Consider the following 19,927-nt stretch of genomic DNA (forward strand, 5'->3'; position numbering starts at 1 on the left):
CAAATGGCAAGCAGGTATTTTGTATGAAAAGTATGAAAAATACCCACAGGCCTCTATGCATGAAAAGTTGTTTTTTGCCTAAGGGGAAGATTTTTCTATGGAAGAATCAGGCCTTTTTTCAGATCTGCAATGGAGCTGAAATTATTTTTTATCATATAAACCTTAAGGCCCCCAACAATCTCTGAGGTGACCTTCGGATTGATGAAGTTGCCCGTTCCCACGGCTACGGCACTGGCACCGGCCAGAAAAAATTCCACGGCATCCTCTGCATTCATGATCCCCCCAAGGCCGATCACCGGAATTGATACGCAGGCACTGGTTTCCCATACCATGCGGAGGGCAACGGGTTTGATGGCAGGTCCTGAAAGTCCGCCTGTTATATTGGCAAGCTTGGGTTTTCTCGTTTTTATGTCGATACCCATGCCCGTGAGGGTATTAATGAGGCTTAAGGCGTCGGCACCTGCCCCTTCAACACTGCGGGCAATCACTTTTATATCCGTTACATTGGGAGAAAGTTTTACAATGAGGGGTTTGCTGCTGACTTTGCGTACGCTTTCCGTCAGGCGGGCTGCAGCATCCGGGTCTGTGCCAAAGGCCAGACCTCCTGCTTTGACGTTGGGGCAGGAGATGTTCAGCTCCAGTGCTGCGATGTCCGGCTCCCTTTCAAGGCGCAGGGCAAGTTTTCTGTAATCCTCTTCGCTTTTTCCGTAAAGGTTGGCAATGACGGGCGTTCCATGGGTTTTAAGAAGGGGCAGCTTGTTCTTCAGAAAGGCTTCTGCGCCTATATTTTCAAGACCCACGGCATTGAGGAGGCCAGATGCGGTTTCCACCACTCTGGGTTCCGGATTTCCTGCCGAGGGTTCCAGGGAAAGACCTTTGACAATGATGGCACCGATGCGGGAAAGGTTTGTAGCTTCTGCGTATTCAAGGCCGTAACCGAAGGTTCCTGAAGCAGTGAGTACTGGGTTTTTCAGTTTCAGTCCTGCGATGTTTACACAAAGATCAGGCAGCATCTTTTTTCCTTGTTTTTGGAATGTCTGAGGATAGGGCCTTTGGAGGATAGGGCCTTGCCTTAGGCCAGCGCCTCGTTTATAGACGGAAGGGCATCTTTGTGGCAAGAGAAGATGTTTTTTTTAAAAATCAATATTATTATCAGGGAGAGGACATGGGCAAAACCATTACAGAAAAGATATTTGATGCCCACCGGGTGGATAATCCGGCAGGAGATATTCAGGTGATCCGCCTGGATGCGGTTTTCTGCCATGAGATTACAACCCCTGTGGCCATCAATGATCTCGTGGCCCGGGGCAAGGATCGGGTGTTTGATCCTTCTAAAATCAAGGCCGTGATTGATCATGTGACACCGGCCAAAGATTCCAAAACCGCAGAACAGGGCAAGATTATCCGGGACTGGGCCAGACGGCACGGCATAATGGATTTTTTTGATATTGGCCGCAACGGTGTCTGCCATGCTCTGTTTCCGGAAAAGGGGTTTGTCCGGCCGGGGTATACGGTTATTATGGGCGATTCCCATACCTGTACCCACGGAGCCTTTGGAGCCTTTGCAGCCGGTGTTGGTACCACAGACCTTGAGGTGGGGATTTTAAAGGGAGTTTGTGCCTTCAAGGCCCCACGTACTCTTAAAGTGGAGGTTACGGGCAGTCTGCCTGCCGGTGTATATGCCAAGGATGTGATCCTTGCCCTCATCGGAGAGCTGGGTGTGAATGGTGCCACCAACAAGGTCATTGAATTTACAGGTCCTGTGGTGGATGCCATGAGCATGGAGTCCCGCATGACCCTCTGCAATATGGCCATTGAAGCTGGAGGTACCTGCGGGGTCTGTTATCCCGATGCCGTGACCGTGGATTATCTCTGGCCCTTCATAGAAAAGGATTATCCTTCAAAGGAAGCTGCCCTTGCGGACTATTCTCAGTGGATTTCCGATTCGGATGCGGAATATGACGGGACCATGACCCTTGATGTTTCAGGTCTTTCTCCCATGATGACCTTCGGGTATAAGCCGGATCAGGTAAAGCCCGTTTCCGAGATGGAGGGATCGCCTGTGGATCAGGTCTATATCGGTTCCTGCACCAATGGGCGCATCGAAGATCTTCGGGTGGCGGCTGCCGTGTTGAAAGGCAGACGCATTGCGGATACGGTTCGCGGTGTTGTTTCTCCTGCCACGCCGGAAGTTTATCGCATGGCTCTGGCGGAAGGTATTATTGGAATTTTCATGGATGCGGGTTTTTGTGTGACTAATCCTACCTGCGGTGCCTGTCTTGGAATGAGCAACGGGGTGCTTGCCGAAGGTGAGGTCTGTGCTGCCACCACAAACCGGAATTTCAATGGCCGCATGGGCAAGGGGGGCATGGTGCATCTCATGAGTCCTGCAACGGCCGCAGCCACGGCTCTGACCGGGAAAATTTCTAACTCACTGCTGTACACGGGAAAGGAGGCCTGCGCATGAAATCCTTTGACGGTAAGGTGGCCTTTCTGGACCGTTCGGATATCAATACCGATGAAATTATTCCTGCCCGCTATCTTACGGAAATTACCAAAGAAGCCCTGAAGCCCTTTCTTATGGAAGATCTGAGTATGGAAGGCTTTAATCCTGCCTCAGGTTTTGCCGGGGTTTCCGTTGTTGTGAGCCGGGCAAATTTCGGGTGCGGATCTTCCCGGGAACATGCGCCATGGGCCTTTGAGGTGAACGGCATTTATCTGGTTATAGCCGAAAGCTTTGCAAGGATTTTCCGGCAGAATATGTTTAACTGCGGCATGATGGCTGTGGAGTTGCCAAAGGAAGATATTGATACGCTCTTTACCCGTTTTTCAGGAAAGGAAACCTTTGTTTCCGTGGATCTGGAAAAAGGGCTTTTTGTTTTTAAGGCTGGTGGGGATACCCTTGAGATTTCATTCAGTGTTTCGGAATTTGACAAAAGTCTGGTCAAGGCCGGAGGCTGGGTGGATTTTGCAGATAAAAACTACTGATGCTTTCCCGTCCGTCTGATGAACAGACCGGCATGAAAAATTGAGCGGAGATTCCTTTGAAGCAGGGGACGGCATTGCGCCGTTTCCTGCTTTCTGGTACATGGATAGTATTGTAAGGTTTTACTCTATGGAAGAGTTTTTAAGCCTCCGCAGAGGCAGCATTCTATTATCCGGAGAATCATGAATGGCAGAGACAGGCAGGCTAGAAGTTCCACACACATTTCCATCCCTTGTCATTGATTCTTTCTTTGCTCTGGGTCTGTTTTCTGCACTGATGTTCCGCATTATGATTGTTTTTACCCAGTGGCAGGTTCACTGGTTCCGGCCTGCCTGGTATGCGGGGGTGGTGGGGTATCTGTTTTTCTTTGCATTCCGGTATTATGTTTCCCGCAAAAGACGCAAAGTTATTGCAGATTACAGACTGGCGGAAAAACTTAAAGACGAGGCCGTTTTAAGCAGGGAAGACAGAGAAGCTCTTTTGTATATTGTGGATTCCATCCGCAAATCCCGTGAAAATATCAACTACCTTTTTATCTTCGTCCTTTCATGTCTTGCTATCCTTCTGGACCTGTGGATGCACTGGTAGGAATTGAAAATGGCTGCATGGCTTGTATCGAACCATGACATACCAAGGGAGATTAAAATGAATAATATCCGGATGCCGGAACTGGTGCTTCTGGATTTTGGCGGTGTCATTGCAGAGGAGGGTTTTAAAGCGGCCATGGTGGATCTTGCCCTGGAACAGAAAAAAGATCCCGAAGCCTTGAAACGCATGGCCTTTGATCTGGTCTATGCCACGGGTTTTACCACAGGAAAGATTCGGGATAAGGATTTCTGGAAGGCCTTAAGGGAAAAATCCGGTATAATCGGCAGCGATAAAGATCTGACAGCCTTTGTACATGACCGTTTTATTGTACGCCCATCCATGCTTTATCTTTCTGCCCGACTTCGCTTGAAGGGTATCCGCACAGCCATTCTCAGTGACCAGACCCACTGGCTGGATGAACTGGATGAGCGGGACGGTTTTTTTCCCTGTTTTGACAGGATATTTAATTCCTATTATTCGGGTATAACCAAAAAGGATACAGAGTTTTTCCTGCAGGTTCTGGATGCCATGGAGGTGAGACCGGAAAAGGCTCTTTTTGTAGATGATCACAGGCCCCATGTGGAGAGGGCTTTAAGTCTTGGCATGGATGCCATCTGGTATCAGGAGGAGAAGGCTTTCAGGGAAGAAGTGCAGAAACGTTTTCCCTTTGTACTCTTTGATTCGCCATAAAAGGAGGCTGAAACATGGGAGAAAAATCCTTTGAAAAATTGTGGCCGGAGGAGGTTTCATCCTATATCCGGAGTCACAGGGAAAAAAATTATCTCCTTGTGGATGTAAGGGAAGATCATGAGTATCAGGAAGAGCATATTCCGGGAGCTCTGCATCTGCCCCTGAAGGATGTGGCATCAAGGATAGGAGGCCTGGTAAAGGATAAGGCCCGTGAGGTGATTTTCTATTGCGCCCGGGGTGTACGGTCGGAAGCAGCTGCCCTTATGGGCAGGGATGCCCTTGGGGAAAGTATCCGCCTTTTCAGTATGACTGGGGGAATTGCAGCCTGGGAGGGACAGATTCTTGATAATCCACCTGACCTTTCGCTCTTTTTTGGTTCGAGAATGCAGGGAACGCCACTGGAACGGGCCATGGCTTTGGAAAAGGGGGCTGAGCTTTTTTATGGTTTTTTGGCCAGTCGTTGGGGAAAGGGACCTTTGGGTATCTTTCTTGCCAGATTGGGAACTGAAGAGGTGGCCCATGCAAAAATACTGTGGCGTTTTATGAAAAAAGAAGGCTCCTTTGAAACCGCCTATGGGCAGCTCAGCACGGAATTTTCCGAGGGTGGTGAATCTTTGGAAAGCCTTCGGGCAGGAATTCTTGCCCTTAGCGAAGGAGATTGTATCAAGGTACTTGAAACGGCTATGGGTGTTGAACTGATGGCCTATGATCTGTACAGAAACTTAGGAGAAACTGCGCAAGGAGAGGAAAGGGATGCCTTTATGACTCTGGCCCAGGCGGAAAAAGCCCATATGGTGCGTCTTGGAGAAGCCTTTGCCCTTTGCGGAGCATCTGATTAAAGGAATATTATGAAACGTTTTGAAGAGCTTTTTGCAGAACTGCAGGAAAAGGCCAGAACGGGGAATCCGGATTCCGGAACTGTTGCAGCACTGGGGCAGGGTAAACATTTTATTGGAAAAAAAATTCTTGAAGAGGCCGGAGAAGTCTGGATGGCTTCGGAATACGAAGGCCGGGAGAAAACTGCTGAGGAGATTTCCCAGCTCCTTTATCATGTGCAGGTCATGATGCTGGCCTGTGACTTAAGCCTTGAGGACGTGTACAAATATTTATAAAGGAAAAAACATGCTGCAGATTGCATTGCCTAATAAGGGAAGCCTTTCCGAAGACAGTGTGCGTCTTGTCCGGGAGGCGGGTTATAACTGCCGTCGTCTGGGTAAGGAGCTGATCATTTCCGATGTTGAGAACGGAATTGATTTTTTCTTTTTAAGACCTAAGGATATTGCCGTTTATGTCCGTAAGGGTATTCTTGCTCTGGGTATTACCGGCAGGGATCTGGCTCTGGATTCCGGGGCGGATGTTGTGGAGATACTGCCCCTTCATTATGGAAAATCAAAATTCTGTTATGCGGTTCCCGAAGAAAGTCCCATTACTCCGGATACTCTGGAAGGAAAGCGTATTGCCACAAGTTATGCCACACTGGTGGCAAGGGATCTTGAAATGCGGGGTGTGAAAGCTGAAATTGTTCCCCTTGATGGTGCTGTGGAAATTTCCATCCGTCTTGGTGTTGCAGACCTCATTGCCGATGTGGTGCAGACTGGAAAAACTTTAAAGGATGCAGGCCTGAAGGTTGTGGGGGATGTTATTTTGAGCAGTGAGGCAGTGCTTGTGGGGCAGGATGAAGCTGTGCTGCAAAATCCTCTGGTGAAAACCTTTGTGGACCGGCTGCAGGGAATTGTTGTGGCCAGAGATTATGTGATTGTGGAATATGACGTGCCTGAAAATTTACTGGAGCAGGCCTGCCGGATTACACCGGGTATAGAATCCCCTACGGTTTCTCCCTTAAGCAAAAAGGGCTGGATGGCGGTAAAGGCCATGGCAAAAAAGAAAGAGATCAATGGCATCATGGATGCCCTGACGGATCTTGGAGCCAGAGGTATTATGGTTCTGGATATCCGGACCTGCAGGATTTAAAGGAGAGATATTTTGGAAAAGGCAAAGGCCCTGATTCTGACCCACACGCCTGAGCCGGAACGCATATGTGCGGCTTCGGCACGGATTTCCACCAAAGAGGGATCCGCAACCACTATTTATGAAGAAACCAGTCGGGAAAATATCGGCGGACTGATCCGCAATGTCATGGGGCTTGGTCATCGCTCTATTGCGGAACATGCGGTGTTTACCCTTGCCTTTGAAGATGTCTCTGTTTTTTTTGAGCAGTATCTCATTGAGTTTCGTTTGGCTGCATATACGGTAAAATCCAGACGATATGTGGATTATGCGGGAATGGGCTGGATGCGTCCGGATTTCAGGTTTGAAAGTGCAGGGACTGATAAAGGGGCCTTTATTGCTTCCTATGACAGGCAGATGAAAAAGCTCTTTGATGCCTATGCCCGTCTGACCTCTCTGGATATTGCCAAAGAAGATGCCCGCTTTCTTCTTCCCTGCAGTTTCCGCAGTCATATTTATTGCACCATGAATGCAAGGGAGCTTTTGTATTTTATCCGAACCAGTATCCATGGCCGGGGAAGAATCTATCCTGAGATTTTAAATCTTGGTAAAAAAATTCTGGTTCAGGCTGAAGAAATTTTTCCGGATGTTTTTCAGGGTCTGGATAAAGATGGTTTTACGCCTGAGCTTCCTGAAAAAGCTTTTGTGATGGCAGGGTCGGGCAAGACTGTAAAGGCTGTATTACCGGAAGTTCGTCTTCTGTGGGGTTCCGAAGATGGTGAAAAAAAGGTGGCCATTTCTGCATTGATGTCCGAGGGATGGGGGCCGGAGGAAGCCTCGGAAATGCTTGATGGGGAAGTTTCTTTGCAAAAAAAACTAATTGAGGCTGTTATGGCCGACCCGAGACCCCGTGAGCTGGAGCAGGTGAACTATACCTTCCATATTCCGGGTATCAGCCTTGCCGGTCTTACCCATATGACCCGACACCGTATTCAGGGGCTTGTGGTTCCGGATTTTTCCCGTTTTGGAAGGCAGGGCATGATTCTGCCCGAATCCGTTTCTTTAAATTCTGAGGCTCTGGCTGTTTACAGGGATGCCGTGGAAAGCAGTGATGCCCTCTGGAATATGGCCCTTGGGATGGGGCTTGTACCCGAAGACAGGGTGTACCTGCTGCTGGCGGGAAACACCATAGATATTTTTTCCACCATGAATGCACGGCAGCTCTATCATTTTCTGCGCCTTAGGACCTGTTTCCGTGCCCAGTGGGAAATACGGGATATTGCATGGAAGATGCGGGATCTTCTGGTAAAAAAGGCTCCGGGTCTGTTCAGGGCTTCCGGGCCGGGATGCCTGAGGGATGGAAAATGTCCCGAGGGCCGCATGTCCTGCGGCCGTATGCCCGAAGTTAAGGCCAGGATAGCACCTTATAACTCAGATGATGATGTCTCCGGGTTTTGATTTTTTTTCTGTGTTCATTTTTTTAGGTGAATAAAAATGACAGGGCTGGCCGGAATTTCTGAACACCACAAGGGAAGGAATCTCCCGGCTTTTAAAGTTTAAGCCCCGGCAGCCATGGGGAAAACGGGGTTCCCATGTGACGTAGTAGTGGCGGCAGCGGTGACAGTTGATTCTTCTGATCTTGTTTTTCATTGTTTTTACAATTGGATAAATGTGATAAATATATCAGGGCCGTGGCTCTTGCAATCGGGATGGGTCGGGTAAAAGCCCCGTCCTTTTTTTGCTTGCGGGATCAGCGGCCATCCTGTAGCAATTTTCAATTGTACCTTATTTCTTTGTTTTTCATATGGCAAGATTGCCGGGGTTTTTTTCATGATTGAAAAAAAAATTATCTGGAATTTGAAAAAATTTCAGACCTATAATCAGGAGCGACAGCGGATGTTTGCCGAAGCAAGTCCAAAGGAGGCGAATCAGATTCTTTATCTGCTTCCCTGGATGCTCAGCGTTAATCATCCCAGGGTTCCGGGATATATGAAAGATGCAGAAAAAAATTTCAGGGTTTATGGCATTGATCGCAGTAAGAATATCCTGGAAAAAGCTCCTTTGTTCTGCCGTATGTTCGGTGTGGGTACGAATCTTCTGTTTCAGAAAAAAGACAGTTTACTGATTGAAGGCCTCTATTCCATCGGGAGTGCAGGTACTCTGGCACAGACTCAGGATTCTGATTGCGATATATGGGTCTGCTGTGACAGCAGGCTCATTGGCAGGGAAGGTTGGAAAGCCCTGCAGAAGAAAATCAATATTATAAAAGACTGGCTGGATACGAACTGTCGTATGCCGGTTTATTTTTTTCTTTCAGACCTTGAAGCTATCCGTCGGGGAGATTTTGGTCAGGCTCTGGATGAAAGTTCAGGTTCTGCCCAGAAAAATGTTTTAAAGGAAGAATTTTACCGCACTTCCATTGTTATTATGGGCAAGGTACCTTTTTGGTGGGTTTGCTGGGATACGGATGGAGATATGCCCTATGGGAACACCTGGAAACAGCTTGAGGAGAACAGGCGGATCAGTGATGAGCTTGTAAATCTTGGAGATATTGAGAAGGTTTCTTCCCGTGAGTTTCTTGGGGCAGCCCTGTGGCAGTTACATAAGTCCCTTACCAGTCCACTGAAGTCTGTTATTAAAATGACGCTTCTGCGTATGCATCTTGATCGTCCTGATGAGGCTTTGCCATGTCAGCGTTTCCGGGATCAGGTACTTCGGGGTGAAATGGATTTTCAGGATCCCATGGGTTTTTCCATGGAACTTATTCTTCAGGAATACGGCAGGGATCTTCCCCGGACAGAACATCAGCTGATGGTACGATGCTTTTATCTGCGCTGCGGCCTGACATCCTTTGAGCAGAAAAAACCCATCCGGAAAAAGCAGACCCAAAGATTTGTTACTATTGCAGGGCTTTCCAGGGAGGCCTGCTTTGAACTGGATTCCTTTGAAGAGTGGGATGCAGCCCGCCAGATGCGGTTTGGTAAAGCAATGCTGCTGCGTCTCTTTCGTTTCTATGAAGATATTGTTCGCAGGGCAACGGGCGTTGCCAGTATGATGGACACCCGGGATCTTACGGTACTGGGACGAAGAATCACGGCTATTTATCAGAAAAAAGAGGATAAGGTGGTTCATCTGCCAAGACCGGGTTATGCCTTTAATCTTAAATCCCTTGAATTTGTGTGGATGGAGGATTACTGGAATCTCTACCCAGGATCGGACCGGCAGCTTCCTTTCCTTGCGGGAGCAGATATCCTTGAAGCTGTGACCTTTGCTGTCTGGAATGGCCTTTATAACCGGACAAGTATGCGTATGGAACCCAATCCTTCCAGTGTGAGTCTTCAGGAGATAATTAATCTTTCTGAAAAAATAAAGGATATTTTCGGGGTATGCGATGTGGCTGAAAGGGATGCAGAGGTTTTTTTAAGGGCGGAACGCTTTACCAAGGTTCTTGTGGTTATCAGTTTTGAAAAAAGTCCCTATGAGAAGGATATCAATGATCTTGGGGTCATTTTTTCCAATGCCTGGGGTGAAATATATGTGCGCCGTTTTCAGTCCCCCTTTGCCCTTGCATCTTTTATGCGGCAGTACAGAAAAGGTAACCCAAGCCTTGAAGTTTACTATTATTTGCAGCGTAATGCTTCATATTATGAAAAGATTATTGAAAGAACCAAACGGCTCACGGCGCTTACCCTGGGTTCTGGCTCTTTATAAACATGCTATTCCGGAGAAAAAATACATGCATAAGACCCTTGCGGAACAGGCCCGGGCAGGCCTTGAAAATATGATTGTTTTCAATGTGCTTGAAACCCGAAAGTTGTATTCTGAAAAGCAACTGGCCATGCGTCTGGGTCTTGGGCGCACACCGGTACGGGAGGCCCTGCAGCGTCTTTCTCATGATCGCATGGTAATGATTCATCCCCGTCGGGGTATTCAGATTGCCAAATTAAGCGTGGATGAGCAGCTGAAGCTTCTGGAGGTGAGAAGGGCCATAGAAGGGGCCTGTGTGCATCATGCAAGCTTGAGGGCTACGGAAGAACAGAAAAAACGGATGCAGTTGCTGGGAAGTGCCATTATGGAAGCTGCCCTGGATGATAATGATGCAGAAGTGCTTGTATGTCTTCGGGAAATACATGATGTTCTTGTGGAGGCCACACAGAATTATTTTTTTGCCCAGACCATGAGTCCGCTTCTGAGCCCTTCCCGCCGCTTCTGGTTTATGAATAAAGGAGCTTCGGATTCACGCAGAGGAGCAGAGCTGTATCGGATAATTCTTGAGGCGGTATCATGTGGAGATTCCGACAGGGCTGTTAAGGCCTCTATGGAGCTGATGGATTATTTAAAGGCATTTGCTGAAAGAAGGCAGGAGAGTAGTGTTTCGTCAGAGCAGGAATAAAATTTGGCGTCCCCAAGGGGATTCGAACCCCTGTCGCCGGCGTGAAAGGCCGGTGTCCTGGACCGGGCTAGACGATGGGGACGCATGTGGTGGTGGGGGGAGGATTTGAACCTCCGAAGGCTTGGCCGACAGATTTACAGTCTGTTCCCTTTGACCACTCGGGAACCCCACCGGATTTATGATCTTACTTTGTTTTTTACTCCGGTTATTCCCTGGATTTTTTTATATTGTTTTGAATTTTTGAAAAAAAATGGTACCGAAGGCCGGACTTGAACCGGCACGGGTCTCCCCACTGCGCCCTCAACACAGCGTGTCTACCTATTCCACCACTTCGGCATATCATTTATGGCGTCCCCAAGGGGATTCGAACCCCTGTCGCCGGCGTGAAAGGCCGGTGTCCTGGACCGGGCTAGACGATGGGGACGCATGTGGTGGTGGGGGGAGGATTTGAACCTCCGAAGGCTTGGCCGACAGATTTACAGTCTGTTCCCTTTGACCGCTCGGGAACCCCACCAATGCTACATATTTTGATCCTGCTTCAAATGAGGCAGGATCCTGTTTGGTACCGAAGGCCGGACTTGAACCGGCACGGGTCTCCCCACTGCGCCCTCAACACAGCGTGTCTACCTATTCCACCACTTCGGCATGTTTTAAGCTTTATTCAGCAGGTGTTTCCTGTGCTGCAGGCTGACTGACAACTGTTGCCGGCATCACTGAACTTTCCTGTTTGTTGCCGGATATGTAAGCCAGACTTAAAGAGGTCAGCATGAACATGACTGCAATACCTGTTGTGATTTTTCCCATCATGCTCTGACCACCGGAAGGGCCTAGAAGTGCCTGGCTGGATCCGCTTCCGAAGGCTGCGCCCATTTCTGCACCTTTACCGGCCTGGAGCAGAACTACGACAATCAGGCTGAGGCAGATAATAATATGAAGCGTAACAAGCAGTGTGGTCATAAATCAAATCCATTTCTGATCAGGGATACGAAGGTTTTAGGGTCCAGGCTCGCACCGCCCACAAGGGCGCCATCAACATCTTCCATGGACATTAAGTCCTTGATATTGGATGGTTTAACGCTGCCACCATACAGAATCTCCGTCTGCTTGGCAAGGTCTTTTTCAAGACATTCTGCCAAGATTTTCCGTAAGAAGGCATGGACCTCCTGAACCTGATCCGCACTGGCCGTTTTTCCGGTTCCAATGGCCCATACGGGCTCATAGGCAAGGACAAGAGAATTAACGCCCGTTACGGAGAGGCCTTTTACCGCTTCCCGAACCTGTTTGTCAAGCACTTTGAATGTCAGCCCTTCATTTCTCTGGGATTCGCTTTCTCCTATACAGAGTATTACTCCCATTTCATGACTGAATGCAGCTTTTATTTTAGCCTGTACCATGGCATCGCTTTCTTTAGCCAAGGCACGTCTTTCCGAATGGCCAACGATGACAAGGGAGCAGCCACAGGCCTTGAGCATGGGAGCAGAGACTTCTCCGGTAAAGGCCCCTTCGGCTTCGCTGTGGACGTTCTGGGCGGCCAGAAGCAGCTGGGTATGGTTCAGCCTTTCCCTTACGGGAACAAGGGCAGGAAAGGGTGGTGCCAGAGCCACACAGGAATGATCCGGGAGTCTGCCCAGTGCCGTGGCGATGGCTTCCGCATCCTCAGCCGCTTTCGCTGGTGTCTTGTGCATTTTCCAGTTGGCTACAATGAGTTGTTTCCGGTCCATTGCCTTGCCTTTCCTAAAAAAGATTTATGAATGTTTACCCATGAAGGCTGCCAGATCCACCATACGTTGGGAATAGCCAGTTTCGTTATCGTACCAGGCAAGTACCTTGACCATATCCTCGCCTATGGTTTCCGTTGTGGGTGCATCGACCACGGATGAAAGGGGACAGCCGTTGAAATCCATGGAAACCAGAGGTTTTTCCTCAAAGCCCAGGATGCCTTTGAGGGGGCCTTCACTGGCAGCCTGAAGGGCGGCATTCACTTCTTCCTTACTAAGGCCTTTTCGTTCTGTATTGACCACCAGATCAATCATGGAGACGTTGGGGGTTGGTACACGGATGGAAAGACCGTTAAGCCTGCCCTGCAGCTGAGGAAGGACCAGACCCACGGCCTTGGCAGCACCTGTGGTGGTGGGTACCATGGATAATCCTGCAGCCCTTGCCCTCCGAAGATCCTTGTGGGGAAAGTCCAGTATGCGCTGGTCTCCTGTGTAGGAATGGATAGTGGTCATCAGACCCTGACGGATGCCGAAGCTGTCCATGAGAACCTTTGCAACGGGAGCAAGGCAGTTGGTAGTGCAGGAAGCGTTGGAAACTATGAAGTGTTTTTCTGGATCAAAGGTGTTTTCATTGACGCCCATGACAAAGGTGGCATCGGGGTTCTGTCCCGGTGCGGAAATGATGACGCGTCTGGCACCGGCCTTAAGGTGGGCAGCGGCTTTTTCCCTGTCACGGAAAACACCCGTGCATTCGGCCACTATATCTACGCCCAGCTCTTTCCAGGGCAGTTCCGCAGGATCCTTTGCCGCAAAAAAGGGAATGCTGCGACCGTTGACAATAATGGAATTGTCCGTTGCCTCAATTCGGGCATCAAGTCTGCCGTGTACGGAATCAAAGGCCAGAAGGTGGGCCATGGTTTCCGGTGTGGTGAGGTCATTTATGGCAACGATCTCCACATCCGGATGCTGCATGGCGCAGCGGAAGATCACACGGCCGATTCGTCCCAGGCCATTTATAGCGACTTTTACAGGCATGATTACTCCTTAATTTTAAGTCTTTAAAGATGTTTCATCATATTCATGGCATCCGTGCCATCGGGGTAATATCCTTTGCGGATACCGCTGGGAATAAAGCCCTGGCTCCGGTAGAAGCTCAGAGCCTCTGTATTTTTGCAGGCAACTTCAAGGAAAAGTACAGGCCATTGGGATTCTCCAGCCTTTTGGTATGTTTTTCCCATGAGAAGGGTGGCGACTCCCTTTTTTCTGTATGCAGGATGGCTTGCTATCTTAAGTATTTCCATACCGTCAGCCATCTGTCTTGCGCAGAGATAACCCATTATTATTCTGCTGTTTTCGGCAATGCAGGAAAAACCGTCGGGAATACTGATTTCCGACATGAAATCCTGTTTATTCCATGGGTATGGAAAAATGCGTCTTTCAAGGTCAACAACTGCGGCAAGATCCCCGGAAAGCATGGGCCGGATATGAATCTTATCCCTTTTGAGCACTGCGTGGCATTCCTTTAAGTACACCACTGGCAAGGGTGATGCTGCGTTTGCCGTGGGCTTCCAGCTGGGTTCCGATTTCATGGATGGGAACACGTTTTCTCAGGCTGATGGCGCGGATGAGAAGGGGAAGGTTGACACCGCTTATGACCTCTATTCTTCCTTCTTCCAGAAAGGAGTAGCTGAGGTTGGAGGGGCTGCCACCGAACATGTCCGTGAGAATGAGAAGCCCTTCTCCCTGATCCATTTTTTTTAAGGTTTCAGCAATTGTTTTTCTTATGGTATCAGCATCTTCCTTTATATTGACAGATACGGCAGTGACATTCTGGGTATTTTCTCCGAGAATGAATTCGGCAGCTTCAATCAGGGCCTGGCCGAGCTGACAGTGGGTGACTACGATGATTCCTATCATGTAAATTATTTTCCCGGTTAAGGGTTTGTATCAGGTGGGGGCGGACTGGCGGAGGATATCTCTGTGGCTTATGCCAATCTGGCCGACCCGTCCCTGCAGGTACTCAAAGATTCGGCGTGCAATGGCCACGGATCTGTGGCGGCCGCCTGTGCAGCCAATCCCCAGGGTGAGGTAGGCTTTGCCTTCTCTTTTATACAATGGGATCAAATAGTCAAGGAGGTCGAGGTACTTTTGTAAAAAGATCCGGGTTTCTTCCTGTGAGATGATGAAGTGCTGAATGGCAGGATCTTCTCCCGTAAGATCCCGTAAATCCGGATTGAAATAGGGGTTTGCCAGGAAACGGACATCCATGAGAAGATCCATATTACGTGGGAGGCCGTATTTGAATCCGAAACTTAAGAGATCCACCCTGAGTGTGTCTGTGGAAATGCAGTGTTGCGCAATGCCCATGATAAGGGCTTTAAGGGCATGGACCGTGGTTTCCGATGTGTCGATGACATGGTCGGCCCTTTCCTTTAGTGGGACCATGCGTCGGATTTCTTCCCGTATGCTGTCCATGAGGGAAATGGTCTGGGACAGGGGATGCTGACGGCGGGTCTGGCTGAAACGATCGAGCAGAACATCTTCCCTGGCATCGAGAAAAATAAGCTGAAAGCTCCAGCCCTGTTGCCGGACCTCTTCAAAAATTCTTGAATGGTTTTCAATAAAACCCTTTTCCCGGATATCCATGATAAAGGCAAGGCCGTTGAAATCTGCCGTATCACTGTGGATGCGGAGCTCCAGAAACTTAGGAAGAAGGGCTACGGGAAGATTGTCCACACAGTAAAAGCCTGCATCTTCAAGGGCTGCGGCAGCGGTACTTTTTCCAGAGCCGGAAAGTCCCGTTACAACAATGATTTTTCCGTTGGCGTCCATGGAGATCCACTTTATATGTCAGGTTATGATGGGTCAGATGATATGGCTGTATCCTGCCTCACCGTTAAAAAGAATTAAAAATCGTAATTATTCAGAATGGTTTTCCAATTACCATAGTTGCAAGACAGACGCACAGGCCCCAGGCTATTTGCCCGTGACGCAATCTTATTCGGGAGCTTCTTGCCCTGTGCGGAAGCGTCAAAAACTCCCCGCCACAGGCAGGATAAGCTTTTTGATTGTCATAGCAGGCTTAAGCACGCTGCCTTTGTGGCGGCTCAGACAGTTTGCCGCTTCTTTCGCACAGGCCTGCAAAGCTCTGATCCGAAACGATTGCAATGTCACTTGCAAATAGCCATGGAGCCTTGCAACAGTACGAAGCTGTTGTAATTACAGCATTGACAGTTCAAAATAAACTGTGCTGAACAGTTACTAAAAATCTTCATCCATGGGGGCAATGGCTTCTAAAACCATTTCTGGACTTGAAGCCTGACGGAGTCTGTTTTTTACGGATGGTTCCCGCAGGAGTCTGGAAATTCTTGCCAGAATTTTCAGATGCAGACCCGTTGCTGCACCGGGTGTCAGGATGACAAAAAAAAGGTGCACCGGCCGGTTGTCCATGGCGTCAAAGGAAACGCCCCTGCGGCTTTTACCAAAGATAAGAAGGATATCTTCAAGGCTGTCCAGCTTCCCGTGGGGAATGGCAATACCATCACCGATGCCCGTACTCCCCAGCATTTCCCTTTCCAGAAGTACCTGCATGAGAACTTCCTTTGGGGGTGCGGAAGTCTGGCTGAGGGAAGCAAGCAGTTCCTCTAAAACAGCAGGCTTATCCTTTGCCTGCAGGTCGGTGAGGATGGTGTCTCTTGTCATAATATCCAGAAGTTTCATTTGTTTACCTTTTGGTTACACTGCAAGCCTGAGTGAATGCAGGTTAAAGGCCTGCTCTTTTACCGACTCAGGCAGGCCTTTAATCCATCAGGCCGTGGGCTGAATCAGTCCCAGATCTCCGTCTTTTCTTCTGTAAACGACATTGACCTTCTCTGTGCGTGCATCGGTATAAACGATAAAATTCTTTTCAGAAATTTCAAGCTGCATGGCAGCTTCTTCGGCATCCATGGGTTTGAAGGGCATGGATTCAATGATAAAGCCTGCCTTTGGAGCCGTTTCCGGATTCAAAGCATCTTCATCTGCTTCCCGGATGGTTTCAGCAACAGCCATGGCTGCCTCGGCGCCTTTGATACCGCCTTTGGAAACAGGACGCTTTTCACGGATTTTTTCTTTGGTTCTGCGGATCTGGGTTTTGAGTTTATCCACCACCAGATCCAGGGCTGCATACATATTCTCTGTTTCTTCCGTGGCCTGAAGATTCAGGCGGTCACAGGTGATGCGCACATCCACAATATGGCGGATTTTTTCCACAGACATAACCACCTGGGCTTCGGCTGGGCCGTCAAAATGCTTGTCCAGTTTGGAAAGCTTACTGGTGGCGTAATTTTTCAGTGCTTCGGAGGGTTCGATGTTCTTGAAGGTTACGGATGTCTTCATGGGTGTTCCTCCTTCATGGTGTGATGGATGAAAGCCATTTCATTTTCATAGAGCGGACGGAAAGTGAAGGCTCCCGGACTGGAATAGATCAGTACTGTCTGCGTTTGCTGGACGGAAGAATTTTTAATATTTCCCTGTATTTGGCAATGGTTCTTCTGGCTATGTCTATGTTATGTTCTTTTTCCAGGATTTCTGCAAGTTTAAGATCGCTGTAAGGTTTTTGCGGGTCTTCGCTTTCCACCAGCTGCTTGATTTTATCAAGGACACTGGCGGATGCCATGGCCTCGCCTTCCACCCGGTTGATGGAGCTGTTGAAAAAATATTTGAGTTCAAAAAGTCCCTGGGGTGTATAGGCGTACTTATTGGTGGTGACCCGGCTGATGGTGGATTCATGCATCTGTATGTCCTGAGCCACATCCCGTAAAACCATGGGTTTGAGGTGGGCTATACCCTTTTCAAAAAAATCCTTCTGGAAGCGGACAATACTTTCCATCACATTGTAAATGGTTTTTTGTCTCTGCTGTATGCTTTTGATCAGCCAGGAGGCGGAACGCATTTTTTCCTGAAGATATTCTTTTGTTTCTCCTGTAACCTTTTCCCCTGTTCTCATGGCTTTTTTATAATAGGGGTTAATGTGCAGCCTTGGCAAGCCGTCATCATTCAGGCTGATGAGAAAGTCATTGCCATGTTTGTAAACATAGATGTCCGGCGTGATATAAACGGGTGCCTCATTGTGGTATTCCCTGCCGGGTTTGGGTTCTAAGGACCGGATAACGGAAACGGCAGCGATAACGGTTTCAATGGTCAGCTTCAGGCTTTTGGCGATGGCCTTGAAATTTTTATTTTCAAGGTGTTTTAAATGCTGGGATATGATTTTTTCCACCACATCCGATGCAATGCCAAGACGTTTGATCTGCAGCAGCAGGCATTCCTGAAGGTTTCTGGCAGCTATCCCCGGAGGGTCAAAGGACTGCACAAGCCTGAGGGCCTCAGTCACTTTTTTTTCAGAACAGTCGCTGACCTTCATGATATCTTCAATGCCCGTGTCCAGATAACCATCGGTATTGATATTGCCGATGATAAGACCTGCAAGCTGCTGAATCCGGATGTCTGCTCCTGTCATGGAAAGCTGCCAGAAGAGATGCTCATGCAGGGTTTCTTTTCCAGATATGAAGTTTTCATAACGGGGGGCCTCCCTCTCCTCGGATTCAAAATGCACCCGGCCCGTACTGCTGTATTCATCAAGGTAGCTGTCCCAGTCAGTTTCTGCACTCACCTTTTCGCTGATTTCAATTTCCTGGAGTGACTCTTCCGAGGCAGGTGTTTCGTTGACTTCCGGTGTCTCTGTATCCGGAGCCTCCATGCGTTCTTCCAGGGCAGGGTTCTGTTCCAGTTCCTGCTGAATCGCATCCACCAGCTCAAGGCGGGAGAGCTGAAGCAGCTTGATGGCCTGTTGTAGCTGGGGCGTCATGACAAGCTGCTGGGTCAATTTGAGTTGTTGTCGGAGTTCTATGGCCATTTTATAACCGGAATCCGTCTCCTAAGTAGGTTTTTCGGGCTACGGGACTTGCGGCGATGGCAGCAGGCGATCCTGATTCCACCACCTTGCCTGAATGCAGGATGTAGGCATGATCGCAGACACCCAGAGTTTCCCGTACGTTATGGTCAGAAATCAGAACACCTATACCCCGGTGGGTCAGATAGTTAATGATGTTCTGTATATCACTGACAGCCATGGGATCAACCCCTGCAAAGGGTTCATCCAGAAGAACAAAGGATGGATCTGTACACAAAACCCTTGCAATTTCAAGCCGTCTTCTTTCTCCCCCGGAGAGAACCGTGGCCATCTGAGGGGCTAGATGACGTATACCCAGTTCATCCAGAAGGGATTCTGCCTTCTGCCTGCGTTCCCAACGACCCATATCCAGATTTTCAAGGATGATCAGTATATTCTCCAGAACGGAAAGTTTTCTGAATATGGAAGCTTCCTGGGGCAGATACCCTATGCCATGGCGTGCTCGCATATACATGGGATAATCCGTCAGGTCTTTATCGTCAAGGAAAACCCTGCCTCCATCGGGCCGGATCAATCCCACGGCCATGTAAAATGTGGTTGTTTTTCCGGCTCCGTTGGGACCGAGGAGACCGATGACCTGTCTGCTTTCCACATGAAGGGATACCCCGTCCACCACTTTCCGGTCGCCGTATTTTTTTTCAAGCTGCTGGAGTTGTAATAAGGCCATGGAAGATCTCCTGATTTCAGAAAGGGGCGGCATCGGATCCCGGGAAAAGGGACCCTGAAGCTCCACCTGAAATTTCGATCTCACCGGTTCTGCGGTTGAAACGGATCTCAGGACCCTGAAGTATATTCCCATCGCGTTCCATTCGTGCCGGGTTTCCCGTGAGTATGATTATTTCATCTGTGCTTGTGTATACAGCCTTTTCTCCAAGGGCATGTCCATCGGCATGGGTCAGTCTTACATGGCCTTTGGCAATGGCCTTTTCAATTCCAGGGGGGGTATGGTCTGTTTCATGCTCCTTTTTTTCTTCACTTCTGTAGTAAAGGGTCATGGTGTCAGCCATGATATTCATTTCAGCCTGGCTCATGTGGACCTTGTCATGCAGAATAAGAATCTTTGCGTTCAAATCCCAGTGCTGCATCATGGCCCTTGCAGCCATGGGGGAGGTTTCCACGCTTTCAGTGGCTGTTTCTCTGAGGGTTGTGGGTGTTTCCTGGCTGCCTTCCACTTCCATCTGATTTTGAATACGGTCAAAACGGATTATGTTGCCACGGATATGCAGATCCGTGTGCAGAATTTCTGCAGGGAAACCTTCAAGCAGAAGCTTTTGGGTCTGGCTTTCATAAAGGGCCGTATCTGCCGTGGCATGGATATCTTCGCTGCTAAGACGGACCTTCCCTTCGGCTTTAAGGCTTTTCAGGCTTTCTGCGGACAGCTGTTTTCCCGTATCCATGGGGTAAAAAAAGATATGGATCTTTTCTGCCTCTAAGCTTTCGTGGTTTCCTGAAATTTTAGCTTCTCCTTCCATCAGAATTTTTCTGGATTTCGTATCCCAGGTCTGTTGTCTGCTTTCAAAATGAATGGAGGGTGATGAATCCGCTGAAAGGTTGAAAGGATAAAAAAAACAGAACATGACGAAAAAGACTCTTAGAAAAAAAGCTGTGTCATACTTTGGTTTTTGGAGGACTGATTTAGCGGTGGGTCCGGT

General features: G+C 48.7%; 23 protein-coding genes and 6 tRNA genes. 10 read left to right on the top strand and 19 right to left on the bottom strand.

The window, feature by feature from the left end:
- Window positions 1-95 precede the first annotated feature (95 nt).
- Entirely contained in the window at window positions 96-1,013 is a 918-nt protein-coding gene (locus FIM25_RS02880) for a dihydroorotate dehydrogenase (protein ID WP_139446094.1), read from the bottom strand.
- Between the two features lie 152 nt (window positions 1,014-1,165).
- Here FIM25_RS02880 and FIM25_RS02885 point away from each other — a divergent pair, with 152 nt between their 5' ends.
- The 8 genes from FIM25_RS02885 (at window position 1,166) to thyX (ending at window position 7,669) form a co-directional block, all read left to right on the top strand.
- A complete protein-coding gene (locus tag FIM25_RS02885) occupies window positions 1,166-2,467 on the top strand; it encodes a 3-isopropylmalate dehydratase large subunit (RefSeq protein ID WP_139446337.1) in 1,302 nt (433 codons plus the stop codon).
- On the top strand, window positions 2,464-2,988 hold the full coding sequence (locus FIM25_RS02890) for a 3-isopropylmalate dehydratase small subunit (protein ID WP_139446096.1): 525 nt from the start codon (window positions 2,464-2,466) through the stop codon (window positions 2,986-2,988). The genes FIM25_RS02885 and FIM25_RS02890 overlap by 4 nt, the downstream gene beginning before the upstream one ends.
- A gap of 184 nt (window positions 2,989-3,172) precedes the next feature.
- Window positions 3,173-3,574, top strand: coding sequence for a hypothetical protein (locus FIM25_RS02895; protein WP_139446098.1), 402 nt, complete (start codon window positions 3,173-3,175; stop codon window positions 3,572-3,574).
- A 57-nt stretch (window positions 3,575-3,631) separates the two neighbouring features.
- Window positions 3,632-4,264, top strand: coding sequence for an HAD-IA family hydrolase (locus FIM25_RS02900; RefSeq protein ID WP_179953116.1), 633 nt, complete (start codon window positions 3,632-3,634; stop codon window positions 4,262-4,264).
- A 14-nt stretch (window positions 4,265-4,278) separates the two neighbouring features.
- Window positions 4,279-5,103, top strand: a complete 825-nt coding sequence (locus tag FIM25_RS02905) for a rhodanese-like domain-containing protein (protein WP_139446102.1) — start codon at window positions 4,279-4,281, stop codon at window positions 5,101-5,103.
- A 9-nt stretch (window positions 5,104-5,112) separates the two neighbouring features.
- Window positions 5,113-5,376, top strand: coding sequence for a phosphoribosyl-ATP diphosphatase (locus FIM25_RS02910; protein WP_139446104.1), 264 nt, complete (start codon window positions 5,113-5,115; stop codon window positions 5,374-5,376).
- A gap of 10 nt (window positions 5,377-5,386) precedes the next feature.
- A complete protein-coding gene (gene hisG, locus FIM25_RS02915; protein ID WP_139446106.1) occupies window positions 5,387-6,235 on the top strand; it encodes an ATP phosphoribosyltransferase in 849 nt (282 codons plus the stop codon).
- Window positions 6,236-6,247: 12 nt separating this feature from the next.
- Complete coding sequence (gene thyX, locus FIM25_RS02920; protein WP_139446108.1) at window positions 6,248-7,669, top strand: FAD-dependent thymidylate synthase; 1,422 nt, start codon at window positions 6,248-6,250, stop codon at window positions 7,667-7,669.
- Here the strand turns inward: thyX and FIM25_RS02925 are convergent.
- On the bottom strand, window positions 7,643-7,861 hold the full coding sequence (locus tag FIM25_RS02925) for a uracil-DNA glycosylase (protein ID WP_139446110.1): 219 nt from the start codon (window positions 7,859-7,861) through the stop codon (window positions 7,643-7,645). The genes thyX and FIM25_RS02925 overlap by 27 nt on opposite strands.
- Window positions 7,862-8,041: 180 nt before the next feature.
- Between FIM25_RS02925 and FIM25_RS02930 the strand changes: the two genes are divergently transcribed.
- A complete protein-coding gene (locus FIM25_RS02930; protein WP_139446112.1) occupies window positions 8,042-9,922 on the top strand; it encodes a class I adenylate cyclase in 1,881 nt (626 codons plus the stop codon).
- Window positions 9,923-9,947: 25 nt separating this feature from the next.
- Window positions 9,948-10,604, top strand: coding sequence for a GntR family transcriptional regulator (locus FIM25_RS02935; RefSeq protein WP_139446114.1), 657 nt, complete (start codon window positions 9,948-9,950; stop codon window positions 10,602-10,604).
- Window positions 10,605-10,608: 4 nt separating this feature from the next.
- Here the strand turns inward: FIM25_RS02935 and FIM25_RS02940 are convergent.
- From FIM25_RS02940 to FIM25_RS03020, 17 genes are all read right to left on the bottom strand, one after another.
- Window positions 10,609-10,686: transfer RNA gene (locus FIM25_RS02940), tRNA-Glu, on the bottom strand.
- 5 nt (window positions 10,687-10,691) lie between these two features.
- Window positions 10,692-10,776, bottom strand: a tRNA-Tyr gene (locus FIM25_RS02945).
- A 79-nt stretch (window positions 10,777-10,855) separates the two neighbouring features.
- Window positions 10,856-10,940, bottom strand: a tRNA-Leu gene (locus FIM25_RS02950).
- A 10-nt stretch (window positions 10,941-10,950) separates the two neighbouring features.
- Window positions 10,951-11,028 (bottom strand) — tRNA-Glu (locus FIM25_RS02955).
- A gap of 5 nt (window positions 11,029-11,033) precedes the next feature.
- Window positions 11,034-11,118: transfer RNA gene (locus FIM25_RS02960), tRNA-Tyr, on the bottom strand.
- Between the two features lie 46 nt (window positions 11,119-11,164).
- A tRNA-Leu gene (locus FIM25_RS02965) sits at window positions 11,165-11,249 on the bottom strand.
- Between the two features lie 12 nt (window positions 11,250-11,261).
- Window positions 11,262-11,561, bottom strand: a complete 300-nt coding sequence (gene secG / locus FIM25_RS02970) for a preprotein translocase subunit SecG (RefSeq protein WP_139446116.1) — start codon at window positions 11,559-11,561, stop codon at window positions 11,262-11,264.
- Window positions 11,558-12,325: a triose-phosphate isomerase gene (gene tpiA / locus FIM25_RS02975; protein ID WP_139446118.1), complete on the bottom strand. Its 768-nt coding sequence runs from the start codon at window positions 12,323-12,325 to the stop codon at window positions 11,558-11,560. Before tpiA ends, secG begins: the two co-directional genes overlap by 4 nt.
- A 24-nt stretch (window positions 12,326-12,349) precedes the next feature.
- Entirely contained in the window at window positions 12,350-13,357 is a 1,008-nt protein-coding gene (gene gap / locus FIM25_RS02980; RefSeq protein ID WP_139446120.1) for a type I glyceraldehyde-3-phosphate dehydrogenase, read from the bottom strand.
- Window positions 13,358-13,380: 23 nt separating this feature from the next.
- Entirely contained in the window at window positions 13,381-13,830 is a 450-nt protein-coding gene (locus FIM25_RS02985) for a GNAT family N-acetyltransferase (protein ID WP_179953117.1), read from the bottom strand.
- Window positions 13,814-14,239: a PTS sugar transporter subunit IIA gene (locus tag FIM25_RS02990; RefSeq protein ID WP_139446124.1), complete on the bottom strand. Its 426-nt coding sequence runs from the start codon at window positions 14,237-14,239 to the stop codon at window positions 13,814-13,816. The genes FIM25_RS02985 and FIM25_RS02990 overlap by 17 nt, the downstream gene beginning before the upstream one ends.
- 30 nt (window positions 14,240-14,269) lie before the next feature.
- Complete coding sequence (gene rapZ, locus FIM25_RS02995; RefSeq protein WP_139446126.1) at window positions 14,270-15,154, bottom strand: RNase adapter RapZ; 885 nt, start codon at window positions 15,152-15,154, stop codon at window positions 14,270-14,272.
- A 429-nt stretch (window positions 15,155-15,583) separates the two neighbouring features.
- A complete protein-coding gene (locus tag FIM25_RS03000; protein WP_139446128.1) occupies window positions 15,584-16,042 on the bottom strand; it encodes a PTS sugar transporter subunit IIA in 459 nt (152 codons plus the stop codon).
- A gap of 87 nt (window positions 16,043-16,129) precedes the next feature.
- Window positions 16,130-16,699, bottom strand: coding sequence for a ribosome hibernation-promoting factor, HPF/YfiA family (hpf, locus tag FIM25_RS03005; protein WP_139446130.1), 570 nt, complete (start codon window positions 16,697-16,699; stop codon window positions 16,130-16,132).
- Between the two features lie 88 nt (window positions 16,700-16,787).
- Window positions 16,788-18,218: an RNA polymerase factor sigma-54 gene (gene rpoN / locus FIM25_RS03010; protein ID WP_139446132.1), complete on the bottom strand. Its 1,431-nt coding sequence runs from the start codon at window positions 18,216-18,218 to the stop codon at window positions 16,788-16,790.
- A gap of 1 nt (window position 18,219) precedes the next feature.
- Complete coding sequence (lptB, locus tag FIM25_RS03015) at window positions 18,220-18,942, bottom strand: LPS export ABC transporter ATP-binding protein (RefSeq protein WP_139446134.1); 723 nt, start codon at window positions 18,940-18,942, stop codon at window positions 18,220-18,222.
- A gap of 16 nt (window positions 18,943-18,958) precedes the next feature.
- Window positions 18,959-19,852 (bottom strand): LptA/OstA family protein, encoded by an 894-nt coding sequence (locus FIM25_RS03020; RefSeq protein WP_179953118.1) that lies wholly within the window; start codon window positions 19,850-19,852, stop codon window positions 18,959-18,961.
- Window positions 19,853-19,927: the final 75 nt, after the last annotated feature.

It is taken from the genome of Desulfobotulus mexicanus, assembly GCF_006175995.1.
GTDB lineage: Bacteria > Desulfobacterota > Desulfobacteria > Desulfobacterales > ASO4-4 > Desulfobotulus > Desulfobotulus mexicanus.

What these genes read in the sequence shown, in the direction of transcription:
- FIM25_RS03000 (WP_139446128.1), bottom strand. Translation starts at nt 16,042, where the DNA reads ATGAAACTTCTGGATATTATGACAAGAGACACCATCCTCACCGACCTG.
- FIM25_RS02930 (WP_139446112.1), top strand. Translation starts at nt 8,042, where the DNA reads ATGATTGAAAAAAAAATTATCTGGAATTTGAAAAAATTTCAGACCTAT.
- FIM25_RS02925 (WP_139446110.1), bottom strand. Translation starts at nt 7,861, where the DNA reads ATGAAAAACAAGATCAGAAGAATCAACTGTCACCGCTGCCGCCACTAC.
- hisG (WP_139446106.1), top strand. Translation starts at nt 5,387, where the DNA reads ATGCTGCAGATTGCATTGCCTAATAAGGGAAGCCTTTCCGAAGACAGT.
- FIM25_RS02895 (WP_139446098.1), top strand. Translation starts at nt 3,173, where the DNA reads ATGGCAGAGACAGGCAGGCTAGAAGTTCCACACACATTTCCATCCCTT.
- FIM25_RS02905 (WP_139446102.1), top strand. Translation starts at nt 4,279, where the DNA reads ATGGGAGAAAAATCCTTTGAAAAATTGTGGCCGGAGGAGGTTTCATCC.
- FIM25_RS02900 (WP_179953116.1), top strand. Translation starts at nt 3,632, where the DNA reads ATGAATAATATCCGGATGCCGGAACTGGTGCTTCTGGATTTTGGCGGT.
- rpoN (WP_139446132.1), bottom strand. Translation starts at nt 18,218, where the DNA reads ATGGCCATAGAACTCCGACAACAACTCAAATTGACCCAGCAGCTTGTC.
- FIM25_RS02935 (WP_139446114.1), top strand. Translation starts at nt 9,948, where the DNA reads ATGCATAAGACCCTTGCGGAACAGGCCCGGGCAGGCCTTGAAAATATG.
- gap (WP_139446120.1), bottom strand. Translation starts at nt 13,357, where the DNA reads ATGCCTGTAAAAGTCGCTATAAATGGCCTGGGACGAATCGGCCGTGTG.
- FIM25_RS02990 (WP_139446124.1), bottom strand. Translation starts at nt 14,239, where the DNA reads ATGATAGGAATCATCGTAGTCACCCACTGTCAGCTCGGCCAGGCCCTG.
- FIM25_RS02890 (WP_139446096.1), top strand. Translation starts at nt 2,464, where the DNA reads ATGAAATCCTTTGACGGTAAGGTGGCCTTTCTGGACCGTTCGGATATC.
- secG (WP_139446116.1), bottom strand. Translation starts at nt 11,561, where the DNA reads ATGACCACACTGCTTGTTACGCTTCATATTATTATCTGCCTCAGCCTG.
- FIM25_RS02880 (WP_139446094.1), bottom strand. Translation starts at nt 1,013, where the DNA reads ATGCTGCCTGATCTTTGTGTAAACATCGCAGGACTGAAACTGAAAAAC.
- lptB (WP_139446134.1), bottom strand. Translation starts at nt 18,942, where the DNA reads ATGGCCTTATTACAACTCCAGCAGCTTGAAAAAAAATACGGCGACCGG.
- FIM25_RS02885 (WP_139446337.1), top strand. Translation starts at nt 1,166, where the DNA reads ATGGGCAAAACCATTACAGAAAAGATATTTGATGCCCACCGGGTGGAT.
- rapZ (WP_139446126.1), bottom strand. Translation starts at nt 15,154, where the DNA reads ATGGACGCCAACGGAAAAATCATTGTTGTAACGGGACTTTCCGGCTCT.
- FIM25_RS02910 (WP_139446104.1), top strand. Translation starts at nt 5,113, where the DNA reads ATGAAACGTTTTGAAGAGCTTTTTGCAGAACTGCAGGAAAAGGCCAGA.
- FIM25_RS03020 (WP_179953118.1), bottom strand. Translation starts at nt 19,852, where the DNA reads ATGTTCTGTTTTTTTTATCCTTTCAACCTTTCAGCGGATTCATCACCC.
- hpf (WP_139446130.1), bottom strand. Translation starts at nt 16,699, where the DNA reads ATGAAGACATCCGTAACCTTCAAGAACATCGAACCCTCCGAAGCACTG.
- tpiA (WP_139446118.1), bottom strand. Translation starts at nt 12,325, where the DNA reads ATGGACCGGAAACAACTCATTGTAGCCAACTGGAAAATGCACAAGACA.